Here is a 12,158-nt window from a genome sequence, read left to right as displayed (position 1 = left end):
TAGGTGTGAGGTCGGCGTTGGCGTGGGTAACGTAGGACACGAGGGCCTCCTGGCGTCGAGATGAGTGTGGTAACCCAAATCGATACCGGAGGCCCTCGCCTCTTACATCACGCCACGCTGTTCACAACGTCCCTGGGAATTACACCTAGGCCTGCTTGTTCTTTACCTTGCCGGCCAGGGTGTTCCAGCGTGCTGCCAGTCCCCATTTGGTGACGTTGATCATGGCCTCGACCACGATGTTACCGCTCATCTTGGATGCGCCCAGTTCCCGTTCGACGAAGGTGATGGGGCGTTCCTCGATGCGGAGGCCAAGTTTGGCGACGCGCCAGGCCAGGTCCACCTGGAAGCCGTAGCCCACAGAGTCCACCTGGTCCAGGTTGAGCTTTTCCAGGGTGGTCCTGCGGAACGCGCGGTATCCGCCGGTCACATCCCGGATCGGCAGAGCCAGCATCAACCGGGCATAGGTGCTGCCTACCCGGGAGATTGCCTGGCGGTACAGCGGCCAGTTCACCACGCTGCCGCCGGGAACCCAGCGCGACCCCATGGCCAGGTCTGCGCCCTGTTCCACGGCCTCAAGGAGCTGGGGAAGCTGTTCGGGCTGGTGGGAGCCGTCTGCGTCCATTTCCACCAGGACGTCGTAGCCGGCCTCCAGGCCCCACTTGAAACCGGCGATGTACGCGGCGCCCAGCCCTTCCTTGCCCTTACGGTGCAGGACATGGACCTGGGAGTCCTCGGCAGCAAAGCCGTCGGCGAGCTGGCCGGTGCCGTCAGGACTGTTGTCATCGACCACCAGCACGTCCGACGCCGGAACGGCCTTCCGCAGGCGCTGGAGCGTCTTGGGCAGCGATTCCAGTTCGTTGTAGGTGGGAATGATCGTAAGGACGCGCACAGAGGGCCTTTCCTGGTGGAAGTGGTCGGTGCACCTGGTGCCGGGCATGCCGGCCGCAGGCGCAACTCCCCATTATAGGGCGGAGGATTCCCGGGTCAGGAACGCAGGGCCGGGCTGGCGAACAGTTCGGCACCGTCTTTTACGGTTTGCAGACAGACTGGGTCGGAGCCCGTGTCCAGCGCCGGAAGAAGGGGGGTCCTGGCGCGCGGATCGGTGCTCCAGGACTGAACGCGCCCGTCAGCCACCTGGACCATCAGTTCCTCCACCTCCCACACGGCAAAACTCGCGGGAGCCCCGGGCACCAGTTGTCCGGCCATGGGGTTCGGGTGCCGCGCGGCCCGCCAGCCGGCCCGGGTGTGGCCCAGGAAGGCTGCCCGCGCAGAAATACGCTGGTCCGGGTTGTGGTGTTCCACGCAGGCGCGAACACTGGACCAGGGACGCAGGGGCGTGACGGGGCTGTCGCTGCCGAAGCAGACGGGCACTCCGGCCGAGTAGAACGCGGCGAACGGGTTCATCGACCGGCTTCGGTCTCCCAGCCGATGCTCGTAGAGGCCACCGGGGCCGCCCCAGGCAGCGTCGAAGGAGGGCTGTGCGCTGACGGTCACGGAGTAGCGGGCCAGCCGGTCCACGGCGTCGGCGTCGGCCATCTCCACATGCTCAAACCGGTGGCCTGCGGCGCGCACGCGCTGCTCCCCCACTTCCTTGGCGGCAAGGTCCAGCGCCTCCAGCGCAGCGTCCAGTCCGGCGTCCCCGATCACGTGGAACCCGCCCTGGATCCCGGCAAGGGAACAGGCGGCAAGGTGGGCTGCTGCCTGGTCCACGCTCAGGTACAAGGTGCCGCGTTCCTGGCCGGCGTCACTGTAACCGGCACGCAGGGCGGCGGTCCGCGAGCCCAGGGAACCATCGATGTTCAGGTCTCCTGCAAGGCCGCGGACTCCCGCCCCCAGCTCTGCCACCAGCGTGCGGGCCTGCTCCTCGGACGAGACCAGCCCGCCCCAGTACGGCATGACTTCGGGAAAACGGGGCTCCCCGGTTCCGGCGGCGTTCCATGCTGCCGCGAGCCGCAGGTCGTCGGCACCGCCCATATGCGGTGCACCCATTTCGGCGAGGGCGACGTAGCCGTTGGCGGCCGCTTCCGCCAAGGCCCGGGCCTGCAGCCGCTTCAGCTCATCCTGCGGAAGCTGCCGGGTTGCCTTCCGTGCTGCCTCGTGGGCCGCCCGCGTCACCCGAGCGCCGCCGTCGTACCCGTCCCGGTCCTGAAGGTCCGCCGACTTGGCCAGGGACGTGGATACCAGCGCCGAGTGCACGTCCACGCGGGAAAGGTAAACCGGCCTTCCCCCGGCTGCCCGGTCAAGCTCTTCCGCCGTGGGCAGGGTGGGATCCGCCCAGGTACTCTCGTCCCAGCCGTGGCCCAGCACCGGTCCGTCCCCGCGGGCCCCGGCGACTGCTTCCAGCAGGGCCCGGGCCGACGTCACCGGCGCCAGCTGGAGCGACTCGAGCGCGATTCCGGTTTCGGTCAGGTGCATGTGGGAGTCAACGAAGCCCGGTGCAACCAGGGCGCCCCGGAGGTCGATAATGTCCATGGTGCTGTCGGCAATGGACGTCGCCGCCTGCTCCGATCCCACCCAGGCAACTGTGTCGCCGTCCACCAGCATGGCCGTGGCGAACGGATCAGCCGCCGTATAGACGGATCCATTGCGGTACAGCACCGGGGCTGGACGGGAGGCGGCAACGGGGGTCGAATCAGGGCGGGGCATAAAGGCAGGACTCCTGGAAGGTGGGCAGGCCGGGTCGGCCCGGCCGGGGTTGGCAGACTTAGAGAACGGACGAGTAAGCCACGACGCCGCGGCGGATGAGATTGATCGCCTCGACACAGAGCCGTGCCAGGCGCGGATCGAGGCCCGGGATTTTGGCGAGCTGGTCCAGCAGGTCCACCACCTGCTTGACCCAGCGGACAAAGTCCCCGGCGGCAAGGTCGGTGCCACTCAGGACATCCTGCAGGTGGCGCCCGCGGGCCCACTTGTACAGCGGCCACACGAGGCCGAGCTCGGGTTCGCCGGTCAGCGGAAGCTTGTTCTCCTCTTCCACGTCCTCAAGCACCGACCATTCCTTGACCACGACGTCCACGGAGGTCTCCAGGGAGACACTGGGCATGCGCGGCCGCAGGCCGCGGTCTTCGCGTTTAGCCTGGTAGACCAGGACGCTGGCCAGGGCAGCCACCTCCGCCGCGTCCAGGTCATTGAACGCGCCCAGCCGCAGGGACTGGGAGATCAGCAGGTCCTTTTCACCGTAGATCCGGCGCAGCCGCTGGCCGTCGGGGCTGATGTTCAGCCGGCCCTCTCCGGCGTCCTCCAGGTAGCCGTAGGCGGAAAGGACATCGCAGACTCGGTCGAAGGTCTTGGCGATGGTGTTGGTGCGGCCCTGGATCTGGCGGACCAGGCCGTCCGTTTCTCGCCGCAGCTTCCACCAGCGCTCCGACCACCGGGCATGGTCTTCGCGTTCGCTGCATCCGTGGCAGGGATGGGCTTTCAGGGCCCGCCGAAGATCTGCGATGCGCCTCTCCTGGTTGGGGAGGGCGGCGCCACGGCCGAAGTCATGGTTGCGGTTCTGGCCGGGAGCCGGAGGACGGTTTTCGCGCAGTGCGTTGCGGACCGAAGATGCCAGGTCCCGGCGGGATTTTGGCACCTTTGCATTGAAGGACTTGGGGATCCGGACCCGGGTAACCGGCGCGATGGGCCCTTCGAGGTCGTCGGTTCCGATCCGGCGCAGCTGGTTGTCCAGGGTGAGCACGGCTGGCCGGGGTTCACGGCTTCCATGGTCGGAACTGAGGACGACGGCGGGCCCCGGGGCACGACCGCCGGGAACGTTCACCACGTCCCCGGGCAGGAGGCGGGCCAAGGAGTCGCCGCTGAGCGATTTCTGCACGCGCGACTTGGTCCGGGAGGTGGCGCTCTCGGCATCGGAGAGTTCCCGACGCAGCCGGGCATACTCCGTGAAGTCACCCAAGTGGCAGGTCATGGATTTGGCGTAACCGGCAAGCGACTCCTCGCGGCTGCGCACCTGCCGGGCCAGCCCAACCACCGAGCGGTCGGCCTGGAACTGGGCAAACGAGGACTCCAGGATCTCGCGGGCCCTGGCGCGCCCAAACTGTGCCAGGAGGTTGATGCTCATGTTGTAGGTGGGCCGGAAACTCGAGTTCAGCGGATAGGTTCGCCGGGACGCCAGGCCGGCCACTGCCGTCGGGTCCGTCCCGGGCTGCCACAGAACTACGGCGTGGCCTTCGACGTCGATCCCCCGCCGGCCGGCCCTTCCGGTCAGCTGGGTGTATTCGCCCGCCGTGATGTCCACGTGGGCTTCGCCGTTGAACTTGTCCAGCTTTTCCAGCACTACCGAGCGGGCGGGCATGTTGACGCCCAGGGCCAGGGTCTCAGTGGCGAAAACAGCTTTCACCAGGCCGTCGGCAAACAGCTTTTCCACCACTTCCTTGAAAGTGGGCAGCATGCCGGCATGGTGGGCTGCAAAACCCCGGAGCAGGCCGTCACGCCACGTCCAAAAACCCAGGACGTCCAGGTCGTCCGGCGGGATGTCCTGCCCGGCCTCGTCCACCCGCTGGGCAATGATCCGCTGTTCCTTCTCGGTGGTAAGCCACAGGCCGGACCCTACGCACTGCGCCACCGCGGCTTCACAGCCGGCACGGGAGAAGATGAAGGTGATGGCAGGCAGCAGATCCATCCGGTCCAGGCTGGCAATGACCTGGGGCCGGCTGGCGGGGCGCACTCCCGACGGCTCTCCCCGGCCCGGCCGCTCGTACCCACGGCGGCCACGCTGCCCCCGGCCGCCCGGGCGGCTCCGGAAGCTTTGCTGGCTTTCGCTGCGCGCAACGGAGAGCAGGTCAGGATTGACATCGAAGCCGCGGCCCTTGACGGTCCCGGCCGGGCTGACGGATGCGGCAGGCCGCTGTCCCTCTTCGTCCGCAGGCGGGGCAATCTCGTCGAACGTGGTTTCCCCGGCAAACAGGTCCATGATCTGCCGCCCCACCATCACGTGCTGCCACAGAGGCACCGGCCGGTGTTCGGAGACGATGATGTCCGTGTCCCCCCGCACGGTATCCAGCCAGGCACCAAATTCCTCGGCGTTCGAGACGGTGGCACTCAGCGACGCGACCTGCACTTCACTGGGCAGGTGGATGATGACTTCTTCCCAGACCGCTCCCCGGAACCGGTCGGCAAGGTAGTGGACCTCGTCCATGACCACATAGCCCAGGTCGCCCAAGGTGGCTGAGTCCGCGTACAGCATGTTCCGGAGGACCTCGGTGGTCATGACCACCACCTGTGCGTCCCCGTTGATACTGGTGTCCCCGGTCAGGAGGCCTACGTTGTCCGCACCGTACTTCTGGCTCAGTTCACTGAACTTCTGGTTGCTGAGCGCCTTGATGGGGGTGGTGTAGAACGCCTTCAGCCCCCGCTGGAGAGCAAGGTAGATGGCGAACTCCCCAACGATGGTCTTACCGGCTCCGGTAGGGGCAGCCACAAGGACTCCCCTGCCCTCCTGCAACGAACGGCAGGCTGCGCGCTGGAAGTCATCAAGCTCAAACTCAAGGGTCCGGGAAAACTGTCCGAGGTAAGTGGCCGCCTCTGCCCGGCGCTCGGCGCTGGCACGGTACCTCTCGGCTGGCGAAAGTTCATCGGGATCGACGGGGCCGGCGGAGAAGGGTCCGGTGGTGGAGGACATACCCCAAGCCTAGCGGCAGGCTAGAGCTTCTTAAGTTCACTGCTGGGGGTGGCGATGTCAGCAGTGGCCTCGGTCTCCTCGACGTGCTTGGCCTCGCGGCGTTCACGGCGCTTGTCGTTCATTATGCAAATGCCGATCGCCGCGAAGAAGAGCGCCAGCAAAGGGCCGGCCAGCATGAACATGGAGATGGCATCGGCACCCGGTGCTGCGATGGCTGCCAGGACGAACACCAGGAAAACAGTGATGCGCCAGGCCTTCAGGATGGTGCGGCCGGACACGAGGCCGGCCATGTTGACGCCAACCAGCACCACGGGGACAAGGAAGGCAAGGCCCAGCATCAGCACCATGCGGGTGACGAATTCGATGTAGGTCCTGGCATCTATGACGCTGGAGGAACCTGCCGGCGTGAACTGGGTCAGCGCGTGGACCACCTGCGGCACTACGAGCCAGCCCACCCAGATTCCGGCGAGGAAAAGGGGAATGGCAGCTGCCATATAGCCCAGCGTGTAGCGCCGTTCCTTGGAGGTCAGCCCAGGGGTGATGAAGGCCCAGAGCTGGTAGATCCAGATGGGGCTGGAGATGACCGCCCCAATGAGGAGCGACATCTGCAGCTTGAAGTCGAAGGGCGACGCTATGGTGCCGAAGTTGATGGCCGCCAGGCCCCCGGTTTCATTCGAAATCCGGTTTACCGGTTCGGCGAGGGCCTTCAACAGCGGATCGTAAAGTATCCAGCCCCCAATGCCGCCAATAACGACGCCGATAGCCGACTTGATCAGCCGGTTCTTCAGCTCCTTGAGGTGCTCCCAGAGGGACATTCGCCCCTCGGGATTGGCTTTACGGCCCCGCGACAGTGCCACGGGAGGTCAGGCGCGGGTCGACGGCGGAACGTCAGTGCCGTCAGTCGGCTCACCGGGCTTCGCCTTGGGGTGGTTCACGATGGTGCCTTCCACGGGGCCAGTGGCGTCCGCGGTGGTGTCGGCTTTGCCGTCGTTCTTCATTTCCTTGACCTCGGACTTGATGATCCGCATGGACTGGCCCAGGCTGCGGGCCATGGCCGGAAGCTTGGGCGCGGCGAAGAGAAGCAAAGCAACAACGATGATAATTACGATCGGCCAAGGGCCATCAAAGAGTCTTCCCACGGGAAATCCTTTCCTCTAAATACATCCTACTTCTATGTGAAGTCGAGATCTCCGAGCGCCTGCGGCTGGCCCCGGTCCTTTTTGCGCTGCACTCGCCGGCGGCGGCGATCTTCGCGCCGGGCCGATTTGGATGCCTCGTAATCATGTCGCATGAGGGCGGGTGAGGCAAAAACGGCAGCACCGGGCGGGGCCGACCGCGTTTCCGTGGAATCCTCGATTTCAACGGGGGCCAGGTGTCCCAGCTTTTCACCCGCAGCGCTGAGGTCCTTTACCGTCGCCATGAACTGGCGGAAGAGACGGATGCCCAGAAGGACGTAGAACAGTACGGACACTGCGACGAGCGCCACCCATATAAGAATCCAGGACCACCAAGGCATGCTGAGAAGTCTATCCGGCGTACCTGTCCAACGATGCCGCCAGCCACTCCCGCGCGGCGTCAGCCGGCCCAACAGGTGCCAGGATGCGGACCATGCCCCCGTGCTGGGCCACGAACATCGGGAGCCACGCCGTGTTGCCGAACCTGATCTCGGCCACCAATCCGCCGTCGGGCAACTCCGCGCTGCGCTCCGCGTAGTAGTCCTCCGCCAGCCCGCGCCCCTGCCGGGTGAGCTGGACGGTGACTGTCGTGTCGTCGTCGTTCGCTGTGAAGAGTTTGGCGGGGACCCCGCCAGCCGGCGTCCCGTGCCTGGCGGCGGGCCGGCCGTTGGGCCGCACCTCCTGGACCCGGTCCAGCCGGAAGTTTCGCAGCCCGTCCACCAAATGGCACCAGGCTTCGAAATACCAGGTGTTGTCCAGGGAGTAGAGCCGCAGGGGGTCCACGTCGCGCTCGGTTATCGCGTCCCGCTGGGGTGAGAGGTAGGAAAGGTGGAGCTGGGAACCGGACTCGACCGCCTGGCGCACGGTGGCATGGGTGGCGGCGTCCGCGGGAGCGACCTGCGGCCCTGCGATGGAGGCCGCACCGAGTCCTTCCTCGCCCGCGGCGGCCAGCAGCTTCAGCGTGACCGATTCCAGGGCGCCTCCGCCGGGCAGGCCGGGCAGGGTGTTCAGGGTTTCCAGTCCGGTCAGCAGGGCACATGCCTCCGCCACGGTGAACCGGACGGGCTTGTTCAGGTCAAGGTCCTGGGTGATGTAGACGTGGTCGTCGTCCCACTGGATGTCGAGGAGATCGTCCGGATAGCCCTCAGGCAATCCTGAGCAGATGAGGATCCGCAGGTCCGCTTCGAGCTCTTCCCTGGTGATGCCAAAGTGCTTTGCCACGTCCCGGATGTGCAGGCCCTGGTTATGGACCAGGAACGGGACCAGTTGCAGCATCCGCTTCAGCTGGTCCTCCGAGGTCCCCTTCCGGATTGCACGGGGACGGGTATCGGGGAACGTGTAGGCGGGGACGGGCGCGGCAGTGAAGTCGGCTGCAGCCTGCAGCCGGCGCCGCACTGCCCCTGCCAGCTCCACGGGCTCCACTGCCAGGGCGTCGGGTCCATAGCTGGCCAACTCTTCGGCGAGGACTTCCGGGTCGCGGTACTCGAGGACCAGCCGGTCCCAGCCGTCGTCGGGCTTACCGGGAGCCTGGTCTGTGCCGCCGTCCATGGCCCGGCGCCGCAGGGCCAGGAGCCGCCCCTCCCTGACGTCAACGACGGCGGTGCGCAGCGGCAGTTCCGGCAGCCGGTCAAGTTCGGCGCGGATGTTGAAGCCTGCAGGCGGCAGGTAGTGCTCTTTGTTGAGGACGGTCACCGCGCTGGTGAGGCGGGACAGCCGGAAATGACGGGGAGCGTTCCGGGACCGGTCGTAGCCCATGAGGTACCACTGGCCGAAACGGCTGCCCAGGCCCCACGGCTCCACCCGCCGTTCCTCCTCCTTGCCAGTGCTTCCGGCGAGGTACGTGAAGCTGACTGGGTTGCGGGCGTGCATGGCTGCAACGATGTCATCGAAGGCCTGTCCGGCGGGTTTAATGCGCGGCTGGACGCCGGCAGGAAGTTCCACCTCGGCCAGCCTTCCCGAGGACTGGAGCTTGCGGAGGGCGCTTTGCGCGGCCGTCCCCAGCGCTGCCCGCTCCCAGAGTTGGGAGGCCAGCAGGAGGACAGTCCATTCCTCCGGTCCCAGCTGGACGTCCGGGAGCCGGCTGGCTTCCTTGCCGATCCGGTACCTGGTGGTGGCAGGGTCATCCTCGCTCCAGCCGAGGTCCGTCAGGGTTTCAACCTCGAAACCCATGGCCCTGAGGTCGTTCTTGTCCCGCTCGAACATGCGCCCGAAAGCGACGTCGTTGCCGGAGCTGTCGCGGTAGACCTTTTCGCGCAGTTCACTGCGGTGCAGTCCGTAGCGGGTATTGAGCAGCGCAATCAGCAGGTTGAGGAGGCGTTCAGTGCGGGATACGGACACCTTGGTTACGTTACTAAACTCCCCGGGTGAAAGCAGAAAGCGCGGCAGTACCGGAGGTTGTCCTTCGGTGCTGCCGCGCTTCGAGGTGCGGTCAGTTTCCGCGTGTACGGTCGCCTTAGCGGACGGCGACGAGGTCCACGACGAAAATCAGTGCCTCGTTGGGGGCAATGGCTCCGCCGGCGCCGCGCGAGCCGTAGGCCAGCTCGGAGGGGATCTCCAGGCGGCGGCGGCCGCCAACCTTCATGCCCAGGAGGCCCTGGTCCCAGCCCTGGATGACCTGGCCGACGCCGACCCGGAAGTCGAGCGGTGCGCCGCGGCCCCAGGAAGCGTCGAATTCTTCGCCTGTGGACCAGGCAACGCCGACGTAGTGGGTGGAGACGGTGTCCCCTGCCTTGGCTTCCTTGCCGTCACCCTCGATGAGGTCCGTGATGACGAGCTCGGTGGGGACGTCGCCTTCCGGGAAGTCGATCTCGGGCTTCTGGCGGTCAAATTCCCGCTGTCCAAACGACATGCTTGCTCCTAATGAGTGAGTGGTGATGGGTGCCGCGAAGGACGCGGCGTCCCAGTAAGTCTTGCTACTTGACCCCGAGGATGTCCACTACGAAGACAAGGTCGCCCTTTGCCTGGCCCTGGCCGGCGTCTCCGTACGCCAGGTCCTTGGGGACGACCAGCAGGACGCGGGAACCCACGGTTTTACCTGCGAGGCCCTGGGTCCACCCCTTGATGACGCCCGAGAGCGGGAAACTGGCCGGCTGGCCGCGGTCGAAGCTGGAGTCGAACTTGGTGCCGTCGGAGAGATTGACGCCAACGTAGTTCACGGTGAGCGTGTCTGAATCCTTGACGGTCGCGCCAGTGCCCTTGATCAGGTCCTGGGACACCAGTGCCGTGGGAGCGGGGGCACCTGCGACGTTGATCTCCGGGACGCCGTCTTTTTCCGTCACGGTCGGCAGCCCGGGCGGCGGCGTCACCGCATCACCCTGCGGCTTGTCGAGGACGGGGGTGGGGTCCGAGGCGGAAAGGACCTTGATGATCAGCAGCTGGGAAGGCCCGGCTGCTGCGCTGGGGCTGGGGCTGGCACCATCTGACGGGCTCGGGCTCGCCGAAGGCGCACTCTGCTGGGCGGGGACGGCCAGGGCCAGGCTGGAGCCAACCTTGGCGCCCACGAAGGCGTTGTAGATCACGGCGCTGCTGGTCTTGAGCTCATCGTTCAGCTCCAGGCTTTCAGGCTCATTGGGGAACGTATCCTCCAGCTGCGATCCGTCCGAACCGTTGAGGGCCAGGATGGAGATCTTGGCTACCTGGTTTGCCTTGACGGTGTCGCCGCTGCCTTCGGAAACCACCTTGATGGTGGGCTGGGTGACGGCCAGGGGCTTGTCGAAGTCCACACCCGGGGCCTTCTTGTCCCCGTTGTCGGTCAGCTTGAGGGAGTCGAACTTTGCAGTCTCCCCGGCGGACTGGCTGCTCGGCTCGGGCTGCGGGGCTGTGCCTCCGCAGGCGGTCAGGAGCAGCAGGCCGGGAAGGAGGATTGCTAGTAGTCGGCGCACGTAGTAAAACTTTCGTCGGGGCAGGGTGGACACGGCTTTCCGCATGGCTGCGGACAGATGCCGTGGAGGGTCCCTTTAAAAAGGACCTTATCCAGAATAGACCCTGAAGCTGGACGTCAGCCCATAGAGTCCAACAGGGCATCCACGCGCTCATCAACGCTGCGGAAGGGATCCTTGCAGAGGATTGTCTGGTGCGCGCGGTCGTTGAGTTTCAGGTGCACCCAGTCCACGGTGTAGTCGCGTCCCAGTTCCTGCGCGCGGCGGACAAAGTCGCCGCGCAGCTTCGCACGGGTTGTTTGTGGCGGTGCGTCCACGGCCCCCTTGATCACGGTGTCGTCGACAATACGACGCACCGCGCCCCGGGACTGCAGCAGGTAGTACAGCCCGCGGCTGCGGGAGATGTCGTGGTAAGTCAGGTCGAGCTGGGCAATCCGGGGTGCCTCCAGGCCAAGGTTGTGCCGTTCGCGGTAGTTGTCCATCAGCTTTTTCTTGATGGCCCAGTCAATTTCGGTGTCGATCCCCCTGGCGTCTCCAGACTCGATCGCGTGGAGTGTTCGCTCCCACAGATCCAGGATCAGGGGAACGTGCGGGTTGTGGGCGCCGTGTTCCTGGACGAACGCTGTGACCTTGGTCAGGTACTCCTGCTGGATTTCGAGTGCGGTGAGCTGCCGTCCGTTGGCCAGGCGGACCAGGGCGCGGCCGCTGAGGTCGTGGGATATTTCCCGGATGCTGCGGATGGGGTTCTCCATCCGCATGTCGCGCATGATCACCCCGGCCTCGATCATTCGAAGGACCAGGTCCACGGTGCCGACTTTCATCAGCGCGGTGGCCTCGGACATGTTGGAGTCCCCCACGATCACGTGCAGACGCCGGTAGAATTCGGCATCGGCATGCGGTTCGTCCCTGGTGTTGATGATGGGCCGGGAACGGGTGGTGGCGGACGAGACGCCCTCCCAGATGTGGTCGGCACGCTGGGAGAACGCATACGTCGCACCGTGGGGCGTCTTAAGGATCTTTCCCGCGCCGGCGATGAGCTGGCGGGTGACCAGGAACGGAATCAGGATTTCGGCCAGGCGGGAAAATTCGCCGCGCCGGGGAATCAGGTAATTCTCGTGGCTGCCGTAGGAGTTCCCCGCTGAGTCAGTGTTGTTCTTGAACAGGTACACGGTGCCGTTGAAGCCTTCAGCGGCCAGGCGTGCCTGGGCCTCATCCACGAGATCGTCAAGAATGAGCTCGCCGGCCCGGTCGTGCGCGATCAGCTGGGCAAGGTCGTCGCACTCGGCCGTGGCGTATTCCGGGTGGGACCCGACATCGAGGTACAGCCGTGAACCATTGGTGAGGAACACATTGGACGAGCGCCCCCAGCTGACCACCTTGCGGAACAGGTACCGGGCCACCTCCTCCGGGGCAAGGGGCCTCGAGTCGGGGCTCGAATAGGAGATCCCAAACTCGGTTTCGATACCGAAGATTCTCTTGTCCATG

The 12,158-nt window shown here is 65.8% G+C and carries 10 protein-coding genes; all 10 read right to left on the bottom strand.

The annotated features are described in order from the left end of the window. Positions 1–145: 145 nt before the first annotated feature. Positions 146–889: a glycosyltransferase gene (locus AC1DIP_RS13640; protein ID WP_476211129.1), complete on the bottom strand. Its 744-nt coding sequence runs from the start codon at positions 887–889 to the stop codon at positions 146–148. 95 nt (positions 890–984) lie between these two features. Then, complete coding sequence (locus AC1DIP_RS13635; protein WP_477734052.1) at positions 985–2,646, bottom strand: amidohydrolase; 1,662 nt, start codon at positions 2,644–2,646, stop codon at positions 985–987. A 58-nt stretch (positions 2,647–2,704) separates the two neighbouring features. After that, positions 2,705–5,620, bottom strand: coding sequence for a DEAD/DEAH box helicase (locus AC1DIP_RS13630; RefSeq protein ID WP_477734051.1), 2,916 nt, complete (start codon positions 5,618–5,620; stop codon positions 2,705–2,707). 20 nt (positions 5,621–5,640) lie between these two features. Continuing rightward, positions 5,641–6,435 (bottom strand): twin-arginine translocase subunit TatC, encoded by a 795-nt coding sequence (gene tatC, locus AC1DIP_RS13625; protein ID WP_476211125.1) that lies wholly within the window; start codon positions 6,433–6,435, stop codon positions 5,641–5,643. Between the two features lie 48 nt (positions 6,436–6,483). Beyond that, a complete protein-coding gene (gene tatA / locus AC1DIP_RS13620; protein WP_476211123.1) occupies positions 6,484–6,759 on the bottom strand; it encodes a Sec-independent protein translocase subunit TatA in 276 nt (91 codons plus the stop codon). Positions 6,760–6,791: 32 nt separating this feature from the next. Next, positions 6,792–7,136: a hypothetical protein gene (locus AC1DIP_RS13615; protein WP_476211122.1), complete on the bottom strand. Its 345-nt coding sequence runs from the start codon at positions 7,134–7,136 to the stop codon at positions 6,792–6,794. 10 nt (positions 7,137–7,146) lie between these two features. Further along, positions 7,147–9,132: a WYL domain-containing protein gene (locus tag AC1DIP_RS13610; RefSeq protein ID WP_476211120.1), complete on the bottom strand. Its 1,986-nt coding sequence runs from the start codon at positions 9,130–9,132 to the stop codon at positions 7,147–7,149. A gap of 115 nt (positions 9,133–9,247) precedes the next feature. Next, positions 9,248–9,643, bottom strand: coding sequence for an FKBP-type peptidyl-prolyl cis-trans isomerase (locus tag AC1DIP_RS13605; RefSeq protein WP_159631980.1), 396 nt, complete (start codon positions 9,641–9,643; stop codon positions 9,248–9,250). Positions 9,644–9,707: 64 nt separating this feature from the next. After that, the gene (locus AC1DIP_RS13600) at positions 9,708–10,676 is read right to left on the bottom strand and encodes an FKBP-type peptidyl-prolyl cis-trans isomerase (RefSeq protein WP_476211117.1); all 969 of its coding nucleotides are present in this window, start codon (positions 10,674–10,676) and stop codon (positions 9,708–9,710) included. 116 nt (positions 10,677–10,792) lie between these two features. Further along, positions 10,793–12,157 carry a Pup--protein ligase gene (gene pafA, locus AC1DIP_RS13595; RefSeq protein WP_476211115.1) on the bottom strand — a complete coding sequence of 455 codons (1,365 nt, stop codon included), beginning with the start codon at positions 12,155–12,157 and terminating at the stop codon, positions 10,793–10,795. Position 12,158: the final 1 nt, after the last annotated feature.

The sequence above is a fragment of the Pseudarthrobacter sp. 05T312 genome, assembly GCF_056396685.1.
This window is presented reverse-complemented; position numbering and strand designations above follow the sequence as displayed.

Coding starts and splice junctions, on each gene's coding strand:
- AC1DIP_RS13635 (WP_477734052.1), bottom strand. CDS start 2,646: ATGCCCCGCCCTGATTCGACCCCCGTTGCCGCCTCCCGTCCAGCCCCG.
- AC1DIP_RS13630 (WP_477734051.1), bottom strand. CDS start 5,620: ATGTCCTCCACCACCGGACCCTTCTCCGCCGGCCCCGTCGATCCCGAT.
- tatC (WP_476211125.1), bottom strand. CDS start 6,435: ATGTCCCTCTGGGAGCACCTCAAGGAGCTGAAGAACCGGCTGATCAAG.
- AC1DIP_RS13615 (WP_476211122.1), bottom strand. CDS start 7,136: ATGCCTTGGTGGTCCTGGATTCTTATATGGGTGGCGCTCGTCGCAGTG.
- AC1DIP_RS13605 (WP_159631980.1), bottom strand. CDS start 9,643: ATGTCGTTTGGACAGCGGGAATTTGACCGCCAGAAGCCCGAGATCGAC.
- pafA (WP_476211115.1), bottom strand. CDS start 12,157: ATGGACAAGAGAATCTTCGGTATCGAAACCGAGTTTGGGATCTCCTAT.